Genomic DNA, 17,262 nt, shown 5'->3' on the forward strand with positions numbered 1-17,262 from the left:
CCGGACATGAGATGTTTCACATCAAGATTTTCGCCCTCAGCCGGCCACCAGCAGCCGGTGCAGGCGCGCCTTCAACCGCCGGCCCTCGGCGTGGAACCATGCCCGTTCGTCCCGCCAGTCGGGGAAACGCGCCTCCACCTCGCGCCAGAAGGCGGGCGAATGGTTGGCCTGCAGCAGGTGGCAGAGCTCGTGGACCAGCACGTACTCGAAGGCCGAGGGTCGGCCCAGCACCAGCGCCAGGTCCAGCGTCAGCGTGCCGTCCGGCGCCAGTGAACCCCATTGCGAGGACATCACCTTCAGCCGGATCTGCCGCGGCGCACGCGGCAGGCCGGTCAGGTAGGCCGGCAGCCAGCGGCCGATGTCGGCGCGTGCTTCGGCTTCGTAGAACGCGCGCAGGGTCCGGCGCAGCGTGGCGTCGCTGGCGCGCGCGGGCAGGTGGACGTGGATTCCATCCCCGTCCTGCGCGATACGGGCATAGCGGCCCTCGTGCCAGTGCAGCGGCACGTCCTCGCCGCGCAGCGGCAGGTGTGGGGTGACGCCGGCCACGAAGGACGCCGCGTCGTCGCCCGGCGCATGGCGGGCCATCTGTTCGGCCAGCCAGTCGCGGTGCTGCTGCAGGAAGCGCTCGCCGGCCACCAGGCTGGCACGCCAGGGCAATGTCAGTCGCGCGCCGCGCTCGTCGATGCTCAGCTTCAGCCGCTTGGCGCGTGGATCGCGCACCCGCTGCACCTCCACGTCGCGGCCATCCTCCAGCTGCAGCGTCACGGTATCGCGTTCGACGCTGCGGGGCGTGCGGGTGGTGAGGCGCTGGAGCAGGGACGGCATGGCGCGATGGTAACGGAAGCGGTATGCGGCGAAGGCATCGCGGAGCGCGGAGCGGGCGCCGCTCCACGGCGGCGCCGTCACTCCGCCTTGCTGAGCTTCAGCGCGTGCTCCAGCACCAGGAACAGGCGCTTCAGTTCGCCGGCCATCAGCGCGAAGCGGGCATCGAGCTCGGCGCGCAGGTCGTCGTGCTCGGTGTTCTCCAATTGGTCGACGGCGCCGTCGAGGAACTTCAGCTTGCGCACGATCAGGTCTTCGCCTAGGACGAACGACACGTGGTCGTCGAGCACCAGCGCCAGCTTGGTGACCTGCTTGCCGGCTTCCAGGTGCTTGGCGATCTCGTCGCTCTGCAGCTCCTGGTTCTGGCACTTCACCACCGCGCCGCCTTCCATCGCGTCCTTCAGCTCGCACTCCTCGCCCAGCGACAGGCCTTCCGGCAGCGGCTCGCCGGCGATCCAGCCGGTCAGCACGCTGCGCGGTGCGACTTCGGCATTCAGCGGCAGGGCGGGGAAGCTGCCCAGTGCGCGGCGCACTTCCGACACTACGTTCTCGCCGGTCTTGCGCGAGGACGCATCGACGGCGATGAAACCGTGCTCCAGGTCAATCAGCGCATCAGTGCGCGAAGGCTTGACGAACGCGCGCGGCAGCAGCTCGTGCAGCAGATCGTCCTTCAGGCGCTTGCGGGTCTTGCCGCCGGGCTTGCGGCCTTCCTTCGCCTCGATCTCCAGCAGCTTCTTCTGCAGCAGGTCGTTGACCACCGCACCGGGCAGGATCTTGTCTTCGCCGCCGACGCTCAGCCAGATGGCGTCGCTGATGCGGTGGGACAGCGCCTCTTCGCCACGGCCGAACGGCGAGATGAAACCGCGCGAGGACAGCTCCAGCGGGCCGACCGGCTTGAGCGCGGCCTCGGGCAACAGGTCATCGAGCTGGGAGAAATCGAGGGAGGTGGGGAAGCGGAACAGGGTCAGATTGCGAAAGAACATCGGGGAATCAGAGTCCGGTAAATGAGGGGAATGCGTGTGGTTGCTGGCCCGTCATCCCGGCGAAAGCCGGCATCCATTCTGCTTCTGCCATCCGCCAGCGCGCTGAAGCGCAAGAGCAAGATGGATCCCGGCTTTCGCCGGGATGACGGCGAGGGTGTGGCGAGGTCAGGTGTCCTTGTTCGCCAGGGCAGCGTGCGGTTCGCCCGCCAGCCATGCCTGCGCATCCGGCAGCGTGGCGCCGTCGCGATGGCCCAGCGAGAGGAAGTCGAACAGCCTGGGATCGCTCAACTGCGACGGACGGATGTCGCCCAGCGCGCGCGCGATGGTCTCGATGCGGCCGGGCGTCTCGCGCTCCCAGGCGTCCATCATCTTCTTGACCTGCTTGCGCTGCAGGTTCTCCTGGCTGCCGCACAGGTTGCAGGGGATGATCGGGAACGCCTTCGCATCCGCGTACGCGGCGATGTCGTCCTCGCGGACGTAGGCCAGCGGGCGGATCACCACGTGCTTGCCGTTGTCCGACAGCAGCTTGGGCGGCATGCCCGAGAGCTTGGCGTGGAAGAACAGGTTGAGGAAGAACGTCGCCACCAGGTCGTCGCGGTGGTGGCCCAGCGCGATCTTGGTGAATCCGTTCTCCTCGGCGTAGCTGTACAGCGAACCGCGACGCAGGCGCGAGCACAGCGAGCACATCGTCTTGCCTTCCGGGATCACCCGGCTGACCACCGAATAGGTGTCCTGCTCGATGATGTGGAACGGTACGCCGACGCGTTCCAGGTATTCCGGCAGGACATGCTCGGGAAAGCCGGGCTGCTTCTGGTCCAGGTTCACCGCCACCAGCTCGAAGCGCACCGGGGCCTTCTTCTGCAACTGCAGCAGGATGTCCAGCAGGGTGTAACTGTCCTTGCCGCCGGACAGGCACACCATCACCTTGTCGCCCTCCTCGATCATGCCGAAGTCGGCGATCGCCTGGCCGACCTGCCGGCGCAGGCGCTTGGCCAGCTTGCCCTGCTCGTGCGCGGTGCGGCGCGGATCGGCGGCCGGACGGCGCAGGACGGGGTCGGGCAAGGGCAGGACGGTGCTCATGGCGCCATTGTACCGGGGCGCGGTGACGCCCCCGCCGTCGGCGGTGTACGCTCGCCGCGTGGACATCGACAGCCCCGCCGACATCGCCGAGAAGATCGCCGCACTCAGGACGGAACATCGCGACCTGGACGACGCCATCGTGCGCCTGGTGGAGGACGGGGAGGCCGACGAGGTCGCCATCAAGCGGCTGAAGAAGCGCAAGCTGTGGCTGAAGGACTGCATCGCCCGGCTGGAGAGCGCGCTGATCCCGGACGAACCGGCCTGACGCTGCGGCGTCGTTCCAACCGGCCGGTCGAAGCCCGAATCTGACGCTGGGCGTCACCCGTGGCGGCGTGCCTGCCATCCCTCAAGCGCATCGCCACTGCCGGAAGGCCGCGTGGCGGTCGTTTCCCGCCCGCGCGCGGCCCTGCGCGCAGTTGGCCCGATGTTTGCTTCGTAGCCCGGTGTGGGGATTTCCCCGACCGACTGACCGTCTGCCGTCCTGCCGGCGCCGCGGTTCCCAATGACAGGCCACGCGCTGCCGCGCCGTGGCGAGGGAGTGGCATGGAGCAGGACAAGCCGTTCAACCACCGGATGCCGGTGTCCGCCCGCGAGGCGCGGATCGCGTCGGCATCGGCCGAGGCGGCGCTGGCCGGCATCGGGCTGCGGATGCGGCGCATCGCGCCGGGCGAACCGCTGGGCGACGTGCCGCGCCTGCGCCGCGAGGTGTATTTCCACGAACAGGGCCAGTTCGGCGACCGCAGCCGTCGCGTCGCCGACGGCCTGGACGCGTGCGGCACCACCCTGGCCGTGGAGAAGGCCACGCAGGCGATCGCCACGCTGCGCCTGCACGACTTCTCGTCGCTGGCGGTGCAGGTGGAGTACGGCCACCTGTTCCAGATCGACGACTTCGCGCGGACGTGGCCGCTGTCGCAGGTGGCGGTGGGCACGCGCTTCGCCGTGCAGGCCGACCAGCGCAACAAGCCGGTGGTCGACCGGCTGATGGAAGAGGTCTACCGCTGGGCGCAGGAATCGCGCATCCAGTTTTGCCTGATCGCCTGCGAGCCGTTCCTGCATGGCGTGTTCGAGCACTACGGCTTCCGCGAATACCTGCCGCCGGCGATCCTGCCCGGCGGCGTCGACCTGCTGCGCATGGTGCTGGTGATGGAGGACGAGCCCTACCTGTCCGAATGCGGCTCACCGCTGCACCGGCTGATCCGCGAGCCCGCACGCGCGCTGCCGGCCAAGGCGTGGCTGACGCGCCAGTTCCACGCCCTGGGCGGCTGAGTTCGCGCGCCCGCCGGCGCGGTCAGTCCTGCGGCGCGGCGGCCGGTTCGGCCGGCTTGGCGGCCTCCGGGCTGACCTTCTCGATGGTGTGGCGCAGTTCGCGGCCGAGGATGGCCTTGGCGTCGCGCGCCCACGCATCCAGGCGGTCGTCGAACAGCAGCTTGCTGTTCTCGTCGGGCCAGACCAGCTTGAGTTCGCGCAGCTTCTGGATGAAGCCGCGGAACAGGGTCTTGTCGAAGAACTCCGGCGCGGCCGGTGCGTACAGCAGGCTCAGGCGCTGCGCGGCCTGCTGGCACAGGCTTTCCAGTTCCGCCGCACCCAGCGTTCCGGGGCCGTTCTTCACCAGCACCGAAATGGCGATGTAGTAGCGCTCGAACGCCTGCTGCAGGGAGTGGCCGATCGCACGCAGGCGGAACACCTCGTCGGTCTGGCCGGCGCTGCGCGCCAGGATGCCGCCATCGTCGTCGTTGACCTGCTGCAGCAGGCCTTCGCGGACGAACACCTCGATGGTGCGCTCCATCCGCTCGACGAACTCGTCCTCGCTCCACGGCAGGAACAGTTCGGCCTGCAGGAACGGGTACAGCGTGCGGCCCAGCCGGAGCACGCCGGCGCGGCTCATGCGGCGGTTGTTCTGGAAGCAGCAGGCGATCCACGACGAGGCCGTGAACAGGTGCAGCACGTTGTTGCGGTAGTAGCTCAGCAGCACCGCGGTGTCGTCGTCCACGCTCAGCACATCGCCCAGCGGATGCTTGATCCGCTGCAGCATGTTGATCTCCTCGGCGTGGGCGATGATGCGGTCCGGCGAATGCGGGGTGACGGTGACGCGGTCGGAGTAGGGCAGTTCGGCCAGCAGCGTCTTCGACAGTTCGATCTGCGCGACCAGGTCTGCCTCGCCCATGGCGTGCTTGGGCGTGGACAGCAGCGCCAGCGCCAGCAGGTTGATCGGGTTCACGTCGGCGGCGCGATTGATGTTGACCTGGATCTGCTGGGCCAGCGCATCGACGATGTCGGACAGCCAGGCCGGCTTTTCCTCTTCGCCGACCGGCTTGCCGTCCCACTCGGGCGCGTACCTGGACAGCGCGTCGTTCAACGGGATCGGCTCGCCGAAGTTCACCACCACCTGGCCGTAGTTCTGCCGCAGCACCTTGGGGATGCCCCACAGCACGGCCCAGATGGATTCCTTCTCCTTCGGCCGGCCGCTGAGCTCGTCCAGGTAACTGGTGCCTTCCAGCAGCTTCTCGTAGCCGATGTAGACCGGCTGGAACAGCACCGGTTTGCGCGGCTGGCGCAGGAACGCACGCAGCGTCATCGAGATCATGCCGCCCTTCGGCGGCAGCAGCCGGCCGGTGCGCGAGCGTCCGCCTTCGATGAAGTACTCCAGCGAATAGCCGCCGGAGACCAGCTGCGCCACGTACTCGGTGAACACCGCCGAGTACAGCGGATTGCCGCGGAAACTGCGGCGCATGAAGAACGCGCCGCCCTTGCGCAACAGCGTGCCCACCACCGGCAGGTTGAGGTTGATGCCCGCCGCGATGTGCGGCGGCACGATGCCGCGTTCGTACAGCAGGTACGACAGCAGCAGGTAGTCCATGTGGCTGCGGTGGCAGGGCACGTAGACCACTTCGTGGCCGGGCGCGGCTTCCTTGAACTTGTCCAGGTGGTGGACCAGCACGCCGTCGTAGATCTGGTTCCACACATGGCTCAGCAGGAAGCTGGCCGAGCGCACCACCGGGTTGGAATAGTCGGCGGCGATTTCCCAGGCGTAGGCGTGCGCCTTCTTCCATGCGTCCTCGGGCTTGGACTTGTCGCGCCGGGCCTGTTCGGCGATCGCGTCCTTCACCGGCTCGGCCGCCAGCACCTGGTCGACCAGCAGGCGGCGCGTCGACAGGTCGGGGCCGATGACCGCTTCGCGGATGCGGTGGAAGTGGGTGCGCAGCACGCGCGAGAGCTTGCGGACGGTGCGTTCGGGTTCGAGGCCTTCGTCTACCGTGTTGCGCAGCGACACCGGCGGCGCGAAGCGCACGATGGTGCCGCGGCCGTTGAGCAGGATGGCGAGCAGGCGGCGGAAACGGCCGACGATGGCCCAGTTTTCGGAGAACAGCACCGAGAACCAGCCGCTCTGCTTGTCCGGCGCGCGGCCGACGAAGATCGACACCGGCACCAGCTGCACGTCCAGCGCCGGGCTGGCGCGGTGCGCCTGCAGCAGCTTGGCCAGCGAACCGGAATGCGTCTTGGCGCTGACCTGGTCGGGAATCAGCGTGCTGGCATTGCGGCGCGACAGCGCCACGTAGGCACGCTTGCGGCCGAGCGGATTGCCGCCGACCGGTACCGGTACCAGCGGCGAAGGCAGGCCGGCGTCGCGGCAGGCGCGGTCGAGGATCAGCGCGTTCGACAGGCCGTAGTCTTCCAGCACGTAGCAGACCGGGCGGCCATCCAGCAGGTCGGCCGGCACGTCCGGTTCGATGTTCAGCGCCAGCCACGGATCGGCCAGCCGGCCCAGCAGTCGTGCCCACAGCGGGCGCTTGGCCTGGCGTGCAGCGGTGTAAGGCGCCATCGGCAGGCCTGCCGTCACCGGTGCGTCGGCGTGGACAGGGGCATCCGGCGACGCCCCGGGCGCAGGCGCGTCCGTCGCCCCGGACTTCGTGGGGGGCGGCGTCGGCGTCGGGCCGTCCGGAAACGGCAGGGAATTCTGTTCAGGCATCGGCCGCATTATGGCCCACGGCCATGGCCGGCTGGAAAGCGGTTACAGCGCCAGGCCGGTGTCGTTCATCCGGCACGGCCGCGACATCCGCCCCGCAGGAAAGGACGCAAGTCGTTGAAAACAGGGCGTCCGGTACCTGCGGGCCGTCAGGGCGGGGTGGGCGGGTCGGGGTCGGCCGCGGGTGTTGGTGCGGGCGGCACGGTGTCGGGTGCGGGCAGGGCCGCCAGCACCGCGTCGGCGTGCCGCAGGTAGTCGGTGAGGTACCACTGGCCGTCGCGCCGGGTCAGGCTGACCACGGTATCGATCTCGCGTTCGCCCAGCGGGTAGTGGATGCGCACGGTGGCGGTGTCGCCCGTCTGTTCGACCAGGCCGGTGCGCAGGTCGGTGAAAGTGGTATCGAGCGGCAGGCCGTAGCGGGCGAACGTGGCCTTGGCCTCGACGAAGAACGGGGTCAGTCGCTGCAGGCTGGCCACCATGCCGGCGTCGTTCACTGCCTGTTCGGTGGTCAGGCCGCTGCGGCGCGCGGCCGGGGCCAGGCGCGCGAGGGTGGCGCGCGCCAGCGCGGCGTCGCCGAGGGGGGCACGCTGCGCCCAGTCGCTCAGCGCCGCGATCACCTGTGCGTAGTGGTCGCGCTCTTCCTGGGTGTAGTCGCCCTCGTTCTTCACGTACTGCACGCCGAACAGGCCCAGCGTGCGCGCGGCCTCCTTCAGGTCGCGGTCCTGGCGCGCGAACTGGCGGTCGAAGCTGCGCTGCAGGGTCTTTTCCGCATCCTTGGCCGACAGCGCGGCCAGCATCGGCACCAGCTTGTCGTCCAGCGGCAGTTCGGTGAGCGGCCAGCGGCTGTGGCCGGCGCGCCAGGCCGCGTCCAGGCGCGCATGCGTGGCGGGCGGCACCGCATCACGGGCGAAGCCGACCAGGTCGTCGTGCTGCAGATGGGTGGCCAGCTGGCGCACGGCCGCCGCCGGTTGGCTCGCGGCGCCGGCCAGTTCCTCGGGTTCGCGCTTCTTGCAGGCAGCCAGCACCGCCAGCGACAGCCCGAGGGCTGCCAGCACGCGCAGGACGGACGCGGACGGCTTCGGCTTCATGCGGTGTGACTCCCCAGTCGCGTCGCATCTTCGCGGGAGCCGCGGGGGCGGGCAAGCACGGCCGTCGCAGTTGTGGCGCAGGGGGCAGGGGCGGGAACCGGGAATGAAACACGCCGGAGGCCGGGGATATCTCGTCGGCAGGGAAAGACCGTTCCCCGTTCCCCGCTTCAAACAAAAAAGGAGGCCGGGCGCCTTGCGGCGTCGCGACCTCCTGAAATCCGGCCGAAGCCGGAGGACGAAGTGTTGTGGCACATCTCCGGCCCGAAGGCCGGATGCGCACAGCCTACCTGCGCCCGAATGCTAAGGCAATACCTGAAATAGATACAGATAAGCTATTGAATTAATTGACGACACCAGCGATTTCCCGCTGTATCGCTTCGGCGGCGGCCCGTGGATCCTCGGCTTGGCTGATCGGCCGGCCCACCACGATGGCGTCGGCGCCCAGTGCGAATGCCTCGGCCACGCCCACCGTGCGCTTCTGGTCGTCACCGACCGGGCCACCCGGGCGGATGCCGGGACAGACGATGGAGAAGCCGGGTCCGGTGGCGGCGCGGATCATGCCGGCCTCCTGGCCCGAGCAGATCACCCCGTCGATGCCGGCGGCCTGCGCCGCCAGCGCGCGCTGCACGACGATGTCGGCCGGTTCGCCGCTGTCGATGCCCATGGCGCGTAGATCGCCGCTGTCCATCGACGTCAGCACGGTCACCGCCAGCAGCCGCAGCTCGCCTCCGCGTGCCTCGGCGGCGGCTTCCATCATCCCGGCATGCCAGCCGTGGATGGTGGCGTAGGTCACCGGCCAGCGCGACAGGCCACCGATCACCCCGGCCACGGTGGCGGGGATGTCGAAGAACTTCAGGTCGACGAACACCCGCTTGTCGCGGCGGGCCAGCTCGTCCAGCACGGTGAAATAGTCGCCGCTGGCCAGCAGCTCCATGCCGATCTTGTAGAACTGCACCGCATCGCCCAGCCGGTCGACCCAGGCCAGCGCGTCGGCACCGGACGGCGCGTCCAGCGCGAAGATCAGGCGCTCGCGCGTGCCGAGCGCGACGGGGCCGCGTGCAGTCACGGTGCGTAGTCCAGCGCGTCGCGCTTGGCCTGCGTGCGGGCGGCGGGCGGCTGGTCCCAGGCGTTGTTGAACAGCGCCGGCTCCCACGAGCCGTAGGTCGGGTTGGGCAGCATCCACCAGCGCTCGCCGAACCAGTCGTCGTATTCGTCGAACAGCGCCTGGCGACCGTCGCGCGTGTTGGCTTCCACCTGCACGAAATCGCCGATCTGGTCGCCGAACTGCATCAGCACGCGGTACTGCTGGCCGGCCAGGCGGCGGCGGCAGTTCTTCTCGCTGCCGTTCTGCTCGCAGCCTTCCAGCACCGTGCCCAGGCCGAGGAACACGCTGTCGTCGGCGACCGGCAGGCCGGCCTCGCGCAGGTTGGCCAGCGTCGCGTCCTTCAGGTGCACGGCGCGGTTGGAGATGTAGAGGATGGTCACGCCCTTCTCGGCGGCGGCCCTGGCGAAATCCACCACGCCCGGCAGCGGCTTGGCCTTCTTCTCGGCCACCCACTGGTCCCAGCTGATCTCGTCGTATTCCTTGCCGTCGCGGATCAGGCGCGCCTGGTACGGCGAGTTGTCCAGCACGGTCTCGTCCACGTCCATCACCACGGCCGGCTTCAGGCCGGCCGCAGCGTTGCCGCGTTCGCTGGGCACCAGGGCGTCCCAGTGCTTTTCCTTCAGCGCGGCATCCAGGTGATCGGCGGCGGCGCGGAAGGTCTGGGTGGTGATCGCGCGGTACTCGACCGAGGTCTGCACCCACGCCACGGCATTGAGGTTGTCGTGCGTGCCGGTGGGCTTCGTCGTGGTCGCGGCGGCGGCAGGCGCGGCGGCATCGGCCGGCGCCGCTGCGGGTTCGGTGCGCTTGCAGGCGGCCAGGGTCAGCAGTGAAGCCGCCAGGCCGGCGGCGAGCAGGGAAACGCGCATGGAAGATCCCATTCCGGAAGTGCGGGAATTCTAGCCGACCGGTGTTACACGCGTCGGTCGGTGCGGTGGGACGCGGGTTATCCTGCCGGCCCGTTCCTGTTTCCGACTCCTCTATGGAAGACACCGCGCCCGTCCTGACCGCCGCCGAGGCCCGCCTGCTGGGTTGCCTGATCGAGAAAGAGGCCACCACGCCGGAAACCTATCCGCTGACGGTGAACGCCGCGCAGTCCGCGGCCAACCAGAAGACCGCGCGCGAGCCGGTGATGGCGCTGGATCCGGGCGCGGTGAACCACGCGCTGCGCCAGCTGGAGCAGAAGGGCCTGGCCAAGCAGGTGTTCTCCTCGCGCGCCGAGCGCTACGAGCACCGCACCGCGGCGTTCTTCGGCATTCCGCAACAGCAGGCCGTACTGCTCGGCCTGCTGCTGCTGCGCGGTGCGCAGACGGTGCACGAACTGCTCGCGCGCAGCGAGCGGCTGTTCAAGTTCAACGACGCCGACGACGTGCGTCATCACCTCGACCGGCTGATCCAGCGCCAACCCGGGCTCGTCGTGCAGATCCCGCGTGGCCCCGGCCAGCGCGAGGACCGCTACGTGCACCTGTTGAGCGCGCCGGTGGATGTGGCCGCGATCGCCGCGCGTCTGCCGTCCGCACCGGCAGGCGAGCCTGCGAATGCGGAACTCGAAGCGCGCGTCGCGGCGCTGGAGGGCGAGGTGGCGGCGTTGCGTGAACAGGTTGCCCGTCTGCTGGACACGCACGGAGACTGAGCGCCCGTCTTCGCGATCTTCGCCAGGCGCGTTCAAGGCGTTGTTCACATTCGAGGCCGCATGCATGGCGCGGTGTTCGCCTGCGGGTCCGCGAACTACATGCGGATACGCGCGCTGCGACGTTGCATCGCGCGATGCGTCGCGCTACGTTCGCTCCGCCCCCGGCACGGAACGTCTTCATGGAACGACGCCTCATGCGGAGTATCGCCACCGGCGCGCTGATCTGCTTAGCCACGACAGGATGCCACGCCACCATGGCCACATCGACCTCACCCGGCCCTTCTTCCGCGTTGCCGGAAGGCCACTACACCAACGTCGGCGCCGAGTGGCCGCTGAAGTTCAGGGCGCATTATTTCGGCGGCCACTGCTTCAATACCCAATCGTGCGAAATCCTTTATCGCGGTTTCAGGCATGGCGCGGAAGACAGGCCATCGCCTTCGGTCGAATCGTATGGGCGACCGCTCGACACGCTGCTGAGTGCGGGTCGTGGCCCCATCCCGAACTTCCCGCCGCCGGCTCGCGTCACCTGGCGGTCCAAGGACGGCACGCCGCTCGAGGCGGAAATCGACATCGGGGAAATCTTCAGGGACGAATTGGTCCGCCACAACGTCAAACAGAACGAGATGTCCGAGCTTGGGCCGGGACCGGGGTTGCTGCCGGCGATCATCCTCGAAGTCAACGACCGCACCATCAATGTCTACATGCGGGCGCACATATCCACCAAAGAGCTACAGAAGCCGGACAACCGGTACAGCGACTTCCGGGCTGACCTGATCAAGGTATTCAGCCGGAACTATTGAGCAAGGAGCGCTCGCCATGCAATCGAGTCACGAGGCGCAGGATCGGGACGGCAGGATAGAGGTGGAGCGGATCGGAGAGGTCCGCGGCGAACGCTACCGCCAGGCCGAGGCCGATCTGTCGAAACTTCGGATCCCCCTCTTTCTTCGTGAAGGAAATCCGCACGAACGTTTGTACATCGCAGGTCTGGATGGGACCGGGAACAGCCTGTTCGATGATGATCCTGCGCAATGGAGCACGGTCGCGAAGATCTACAAGCAGATTGAAGAAACCAGGCCGCCGAGAGTCGCGGCAGGTTATGTGGAAGGCACCTTCACGCAGAATGGATTGCTCAGGATCCCGGAGAAGCTGCTCGACGGGCGTTTCGGACACACCTTCGACGAGCGAGTCGAGACGGCTTACTTCCAGCTCTGCGTGCGGGCCAAGGAATGGCTGAGAGAGGACCCCGATGCGCAGATCCGCATCGCCGGCGTGGGGTTCAGTCGTGGCGGGGAGCAGGTGGCTGCGCTCGAGCGCATGATCCATGAGCGAGGCATACGCGATCCGGAAGGCGCGGACTATCGTTTGAATGGAGAGAACCTTATCACCCACATCGAGTATGCGGATCGGCCCCTGCTCGTGCAGCCGGGCCTGACGCCGCAGGTGGCGCTGCTGATCGATCCCGTTCAAACGGGGGTCGAGGAGCACGACCGCCGCTTACCCCCCTCGACGCTGACGACGTTCCAGCTGACGGCTGAGAACGAGAGGCGTGATCTCTTCAAGGTGACGCTGCACGTGGCACCAGGATTCAGCGAAGACGACCGCAGCCTGAACCTCATTCGCCCTGGAGTTCACGGCAACATGGCGGACACCTATTCCAGGAACGGATTGGGCACAGAAAACTTCAACCTGAGCGTCGAGTTCCTCAACCGCCTCAGCGACACGCCGTATCTCGAGAAGCGTCCGCTTCCAACCGATCCCGACCAGTACGTGATCCATCGGTCCGACCAGCACATGGGCGGCCTGTACGGGACGCGCGGCTACGACCGTGACGGCGTTCGCGACCATGTGGAAGCGCTGGCACCGGAGCGGCTTTGCCGGCAGGCGGTGGTCGACGACTGCAACCGCAAGGAGCCGATCGACGAGGCACTGGATGCCCGGTTCGAGCGCCGCACGGCGCCGAACCCGCTCCCCGCTCAGGCGACGCCGCAGGACGCTGGCCAGCCCTGGCCAGGATTGAACGACCTGGTGGCGAAGGCGTCGCGCGCGGGCGCGTCCGATCCGGCCAGCGTGATGCCTGCGGTCATGGAGGAGTACCTGCGTGGACCCTGGGCCAGACAGTTCCAGGCCACAGTAGGGAAGGAACTCGCAGCGCGCGATCCGGCGCCGCTCGCGCCCGTCGGGGCGACGCGGGACGAACCGCCTGCGCTGGCGCGCTGATCGTCCCTCAGCTGCTCAGCGCCTCTCCTCCATCAATCCCACCAGATTGCCATCCGGGTCGCGCAGGAAGCCGATCCAGAGTTCATGATCGGGCATGCGCACCGCGAGCTGCGGCCCACGCTCTTCCGTTGCGCCTCGTGCCACCAGTGCGACCTGCGTGGCGACGATGTCGTCGACGCGGAAGTACAGCACTGAATTGGCACCGACCGCCCCGGCGCCCTGCGGCGTGGTCAGCATCAGGCGCACGTCGCCCGCCTGCAGGAACGCGAGCGTCGGCGCGGGCTGGAACAGGAAGGGCAGGCCCAGCGCATCGCGGTAGAACGCCAGCGCGGCGTCGACGTCGCTGACGGTGATCGCGATCTGGTGGATGTGCGAGAGGCGAGCGTCCGTCACGGCATCTTCGAATTCACTTCGGCCGCCGGCTGCTGCGCAGCAGGAACAGGCTGCCGATGAGCATGCCGGCAAACGATGCGCCAAGTCCGAGCACGCCGGCGACCACGACGTCCGCCACCGGCGCGCCTGCCGGTGGCAGGTGATGCATCGCATTCCATGCGATCCGTACGAGCACCGCCGCCGGCACTGCGAATGCAATCAGCAGCCACAGCGTGACGAACCGGCCGGTGCCGAACGCGCGCAGCAGCATCGCGATCACGCCGACGGCCACGAGCCCCGGCCCGTACAGCGCGCGTGGCAGGCCGGCGAGTTCCGGCGGCAGTTGCCAGTACGGAAAACCGACGCCGATGAGGGCGATCAGGAAGCCGATCCACCGCCAAGCCTTGCTGTCGCGCGTCATGCCCAGGTCCACCGGAGTGCGATGCCGCGCAGCGTAGCGCAAGCGCCGTCGCTGCGGGTCAGTCGAACATCGCCTGGATCGCGGCCAGGCCGGCGCTGGCGCGTTCCTTCTTGCGTTCGGCGTCGGCCACCGGGTCGGCGCCGTCGCGCTGCAGTTCGTCGGCGGGCAGTTCGTCGATGAACCGGCTGGGCTGCAGGCGCAGGCGCTCGCCGAAGCGGCGCGTCTCGCGGCTGTGGCTGAGCCACAGCTGCTCCTTGGCGCGGGTGATGCCCACGTACATCAGGCGCCGCTCTTCCTGCAGGTTGCCTTCCTCCACGCTGGTCTCGTGCGGCAGCGTGCCGTCCTCGCAACCGACGATGAAGACGTAGCGGAATTCCAGCCCCTTGGCCGCATGCAGGCTCATCAGACGCACCTGGTTGCCGCCGTCGTCCTTGTCGTTACGCGACAGCAGCGCGAGCTGCGCGGCGAGGTCGCCGGCCGAACTGCCACGCGGTCCGCCCTCGAACCAGTCGGCCAGTTCGTCCAGGTTGGCGCGGCGGCGCTGGAAGGAGGCCTCGTCCTTGCACTGCGCGCGCAGGTCGGCGAGCAGGCCGGACCGCTCGCTCAGGCGCCGCACCAGGTCGGCCGGCGGCAGTTCCTCCGCGTGCCGGCGCAGGTCGCGCACGATGTCGACGAAGGCGCTGAGGCCGTTGGCCGCGCGCGGCGGCAAGGCCTTCAAAGCGCCCATCGATTCGGCGGCGCGCGACAGCGGCAGGTGCGCGTGCTGCGCCATCTCGGCGAGTTTCGCGAGCGATGTCGCGCCGACTTCGCGCTTGGGCGACTGCACCGCGCGCAGGAAGGCGGCATCGTCGTCCGGATTCACCAGCAGGCGCAGCCACGATAGCGCGTCCTTCACTTCCTGGCGTTCCAGGAAGGCGGTGCCGCCGGTCAGGTGGTAGGGAATGCGCAGCAGCTGCAGCGCCTTTTCCAGCGCGCGCGACTGGTGGTTGCCGCGGAACAGGATGCAGAAGTCGCTCCAGGCCGCGCTCTTGGACGCGTGCACGAACGAGATCTCGGCGGCCACCTTTTCCGCTTCGTGTTCGTTGTCGCGGCATTCCCACACGCGGATGCGCTCGCCGTCGGCCTGGTCGCTCCACAGCGCCTTCGGGTGCTCGTGCGGATTGTTGGCGATCAGCGCATTGGCGGCGCGCAGCACGCGGTTGCTGCAGCGGTAGTTCTGTTCCAGCTTGATGATCTGCAGCGCCGGATAATCCTTCGCCATCTGCAGCAGGTTGTCGGGATTGGCGCCGCGCCAGGCGTAGATGCTCTGGTCGTCGTCGCCCACGCAGGTGAAGTCGCCCCGCTCGCCGGCGATGGCCTTCAGCAGGCGGTACTGCGCATCGTTGGTGTCCTGGCATTCGTCGACCAGCAGGTAGCCGATGCGCTCGCGCCATGCGGCGGTGATCTCCGGGTCGTTCTCCAGGATCTGCACCGGCAGGCGGATCAGGTCGTCGAAGTCGACCGCATTGAACGTGGTCAGCCGGTCCTGGTAGCGCTGGTACAGCAGCGCCGCGTCCTTCTCGCGGTTGGTGCGTGCCTCCGCCAGCGCCTCCTCGGGTGACAGGCCGGCGTTCTTCGCGCGCGAGATCAGGTTCTTCGCCGCCTCCACCTCGTCGGGCTTGGCGCCGTACATCAGGTCCTTGACCTGCGCGTGGGCATCGTCGGCATCGAAGATGGAGAAGCCGCGCTTCAGGCCCACGGCGGCATGTTCGATCTGCAGGAACTTCAGTCCCAGCGCATGGAAGGTGCAGATGGTCAGGCCTTCCGCCGCATCGCCCTTGATCCGCTTGGACACGCGCTCGCGCATTTCCTTGGCGGACTTGTTGGTGAAGGTGATCGCCGCGATCCGCCGCGCCGGGAAGTGGTTGCCCGCGATCAGGTGCGCGATCTTCTCCACGATCACCCGCGTCTTGCCGCTGCCGGCGCCTGCGAGCACCAGCAGGGGACCCCTGCTGTGCAGGACGGCGGCGCGTTGGGGGGGGTTGAGACCGTGCATGGAGGCTTCCGCTAGGGGTGCGATTGTACCTGCCGACGGACGGCGCGGGCGTACGTTGACACGGCTTGGGGCGTCGAGTAGTGATGGCCTTTCGATCAGAAGGCGGAGGCTTTTCACATGAAGAAGGCGCTCGCGCTTGTCCTCCTGTCGCTGGCAGTTCCTGCGTCCGCGCACCGGGAATTCGACACGATGTCTGCCGCACCGCCGCTGTCGGCGGTCTTCGAACTTCAGGCGGTCGACCATCTGATCATGCGGTCCGACGACTACCTCAGTTTTCACCCGGACCAGCAATTCCGCCGCCGTGCCAGCGACATGCTCGTTGCGGGGCGTCCCGACCTGGCGCGGACGTACTTCCAGCGTGGGGCCCATTACGCCGACAAGCTCTCCCAGGCCGCACTGGCCGAACTGTGGTGGGAAGGCCGGGGCGGCGCGCAGGATCGCGCCATCGCTTACGCATGGATAGATCTGGCGGCGGAACGGGGCACGCCTTACCTGTTGACCAAGCGTGAGCTTTATTGGCAACAGATGAGCGAAAGCGAGCGTGCGCGCGTCGCGATCGAAGGTGCAGCACTGAAACGCCAATATGGCGATGCTGTCGCCAAGCCTCGTTTGGCGGCACAGATGCGTCGTGGCCTGGCGCAGATGACGGGCAGCCGCACGGGAGGGGCGCCGCGCATGCAGGTATGTCCCAGCAATCTGGCTTCGGGATCGGGTGGGTGCGCGCATTGGGTCGCGGCCAGCGACTACTACGCGCCGCACCACTGGAAGCCAGACGCCTATTGGCGGATGCAGGATGAGATCCTGGGCAAGCTCGGCGAGCGTACCACCGTGCACACCGGAGCCGTGGATCCCATCCGCTGAGTCGCGAGGCGGCGGGAATGCTGAGGAGAGATGGCTACACCCCGGTCTACAATGGGACATGGCCAAGCTCTACTTCTACTACTCGGCGATGAATGCCGGGAAGACCACCACGCTGCTGCAGTCGGCGCACAACTACCGCGAGCGCGGGATGCGGGTGGCGATCCTGACGCCGCGGCTGGATGACCGTGCCGGCACCGGTGTGGTGGCCTCGCGCATCGGGCTGCGCGCGGAGGCGGTGGCGTTCGACCGGGCCGACGACCTGGAGCGCTGGATCCGCGAGGACATCGACGCGCACGGCAAGCTGGATTGCGTGCTGGTGGACGAGGCGCAGTTCCTGACCCGGGCGCAGGTCTGGCAGCTCAGCGAGGTGGTGGATGCCTTGCGCATCCCGGTGCTCTGCTATGGCCTGCGCACCGACTTCCGCGGTGAACTCTTCGAGGGCAGCCAGTACCTGCTGGCCTGGGCCGACGAGATGAGCGAGATCAAGACCATCTGCCACACCGGCAAGAAGGCCACCATGACCGTGCGCGTCAACGAGCAGGGCCTGGCCGTGCAGGACGGGCCGCAGGTGGAGATCGGCGGCAACGAGCGTTACGTGTCGGTCAGCCGTGCCGAGTTCAAGAAGATCGCGCGCGGCGAGGGCCGCATCGATCCGGTGCAGCCGGGCCTGCCGCTGGCGTGAGT

General features: G+C 68.2%; 17 protein-coding genes. 7 read left to right on the forward strand and 10 right to left on the reverse strand.

All coding sequences use genetic code 11. The features are described from left to right. Window positions 1–36: 36 nt before the first annotated feature. The 3 genes from VGN58_RS18145 to ttcA all read right to left on the reverse strand — a co-directional run bounded on the left by VGN58_RS18145 (window position 37) and on the right by ttcA (window position 2,885). Entirely contained in the window at window positions 37–825 is a 789-nt protein-coding gene (locus VGN58_RS18145) for a SprT family zinc-dependent metalloprotease (RefSeq protein ID WP_327484569.1), read from the reverse strand. A gap of 77 nt (window positions 826–902) precedes the next feature. Continuing rightward, complete coding sequence (locus VGN58_RS18150; RefSeq protein ID WP_327484570.1) at window positions 903–1,805, reverse strand: recombination-associated protein RdgC; 903 nt, start codon at window positions 1,803–1,805, stop codon at window positions 903–905. Window positions 1,806–1,970: 165 nt separating this feature from the next. Then, window positions 1,971–2,885 carry a tRNA 2-thiocytidine(32) synthetase TtcA gene (gene ttcA / locus VGN58_RS18155; protein WP_327484571.1) on the reverse strand — a complete coding sequence of 305 codons (915 nt, stop codon included), beginning with the start codon at window positions 2,883–2,885 and terminating at the stop codon, window positions 1,971–1,973. Here ttcA and VGN58_RS18160 point away from each other — a divergent pair. Both VGN58_RS18160 and VGN58_RS18165 read left to right on the forward strand, forming a co-directional pair. Beyond that, a complete protein-coding gene (locus VGN58_RS18160; RefSeq protein WP_414710815.1) occupies window positions 2,884–3,150 on the forward strand; it encodes a YdcH family protein in 267 nt (88 codons plus the stop codon). The genes ttcA and VGN58_RS18160 overlap by 2 nt on opposite strands. A gap of 278 nt (window positions 3,151–3,428) precedes the next feature. Beyond that, a complete protein-coding gene (locus VGN58_RS18165) occupies window positions 3,429–4,151 on the forward strand; it encodes an N-acyl amino acid synthase FeeM domain-containing protein (protein WP_327484572.1) in 723 nt (240 codons plus the stop codon). 22 nt (window positions 4,152–4,173) lie between these two features. On the opposite strand, the gene plsB is transcribed toward VGN58_RS18165, so the two are convergent. From plsB to VGN58_RS18185, 4 genes are all read right to left on the reverse strand, one after another. After that, complete coding sequence (plsB, locus tag VGN58_RS18170) at window positions 4,174–6,861, reverse strand: glycerol-3-phosphate 1-O-acyltransferase PlsB (RefSeq protein ID WP_327484573.1); 2,688 nt, start codon at window positions 6,859–6,861, stop codon at window positions 4,174–4,176. Between the two features lie 137 nt (window positions 6,862–6,998). Continuing rightward, complete coding sequence (locus VGN58_RS18175) at window positions 6,999–7,937, reverse strand: hypothetical protein (protein WP_327484574.1); 939 nt, start codon at window positions 7,935–7,937, stop codon at window positions 6,999–7,001. Window positions 7,938–8,277: 340 nt separating this feature from the next. After that, the gene (pyrF, locus tag VGN58_RS18180; RefSeq protein ID WP_327484575.1) at window positions 8,278–9,003 is read right to left on the reverse strand and encodes an orotidine-5'-phosphate decarboxylase; all 726 of its coding nucleotides are present in this window, start codon (window positions 9,001–9,003) and stop codon (window positions 8,278–8,280) included. Then, window positions 9,000–9,908 carry a 5'-nucleotidase, lipoprotein e(P4) family gene (locus VGN58_RS18185; RefSeq protein WP_327484576.1) on the reverse strand — a complete coding sequence of 303 codons (909 nt, stop codon included), beginning with the start codon at window positions 9,906–9,908 and terminating at the stop codon, window positions 9,000–9,002. Before VGN58_RS18185 ends, pyrF begins: the two co-directional genes overlap by 4 nt. A 113-nt stretch (window positions 9,909–10,021) precedes the next feature. On the opposite strand from VGN58_RS18185, the gene VGN58_RS18190 reads away from it, so the two are divergent. The 3 genes from VGN58_RS18190 (at window position 10,022) to VGN58_RS18200 (ending at window position 12,889) form a co-directional block, all read left to right on the forward strand. Next, complete coding sequence (locus VGN58_RS18190; RefSeq protein WP_327484577.1) at window positions 10,022–10,672, forward strand: YceH family protein; 651 nt, start codon at window positions 10,022–10,024, stop codon at window positions 10,670–10,672. Between the two features lie 179 nt (window positions 10,673–10,851). Next, the gene (locus VGN58_RS18195; RefSeq protein ID WP_327484578.1) at window positions 10,852–11,472 is read left to right on the forward strand and encodes a hypothetical protein; all 621 of its coding nucleotides are present in this window, start codon (window positions 10,852–10,854) and stop codon (window positions 11,470–11,472) included. A 16-nt stretch (window positions 11,473–11,488) separates the two neighbouring features. Then, window positions 11,489–12,889, forward strand: coding sequence for a phospholipase effector Tle1 domain-containing protein (locus tag VGN58_RS18200; RefSeq protein WP_327484579.1), 1,401 nt, complete (start codon window positions 11,489–11,491; stop codon window positions 12,887–12,889). Between the two features lie 15 nt (window positions 12,890–12,904). On the opposite strand, the gene VGN58_RS18205 is transcribed toward VGN58_RS18200, so the two are convergent. Genes VGN58_RS18205 through VGN58_RS18215 form a run of 3 tightly spaced genes read right to left on the reverse strand, consistent with a single transcriptional unit; the run spans window position 12,905 to window position 15,717 of the window. Then, a complete protein-coding gene (locus VGN58_RS18205) occupies window positions 12,905–13,282 on the reverse strand; it encodes a VOC family protein (RefSeq protein ID WP_327484580.1) in 378 nt (125 codons plus the stop codon). 13 nt (window positions 13,283–13,295) lie between these two features. Continuing rightward, the gene (locus tag VGN58_RS18210) at window positions 13,296–13,682 is read right to left on the reverse strand and encodes a hypothetical protein (RefSeq protein ID WP_327484581.1); all 387 of its coding nucleotides are present in this window, start codon (window positions 13,680–13,682) and stop codon (window positions 13,296–13,298) included. 58 nt (window positions 13,683–13,740) lie between these two features. Then, on the reverse strand, window positions 13,741–15,717 hold the full coding sequence (locus tag VGN58_RS18215; protein ID WP_327484582.1) for a UvrD-helicase domain-containing protein: 1,977 nt from the start codon (window positions 15,715–15,717) through the stop codon (window positions 13,741–13,743). 117 nt (window positions 15,718–15,834) lie between these two features. Between VGN58_RS18215 and VGN58_RS18220 the strand changes: the two genes are divergently transcribed. After that, window positions 15,835–16,578, forward strand: a complete 744-nt coding sequence (locus VGN58_RS18220) for a hypothetical protein (protein WP_327484583.1) — start codon at window positions 15,835–15,837, stop codon at window positions 16,576–16,578. Window positions 16,579–16,636: 58 nt separating this feature from the next. Further along, window positions 16,637–17,260, forward strand: coding sequence for a thymidine kinase (locus VGN58_RS18225; RefSeq protein ID WP_327484584.1), 624 nt, complete (start codon window positions 16,637–16,639; stop codon window positions 17,258–17,260). Window positions 17,261–17,262 lie beyond the last annotated feature (2 nt).

The organism is Pseudoxanthomonas sp., from assembly GCF_035999195.1.
GTDB lineage: Bacteria > Pseudomonadota > Gammaproteobacteria > Xanthomonadales > Xanthomonadaceae > Pseudoxanthomonas_A.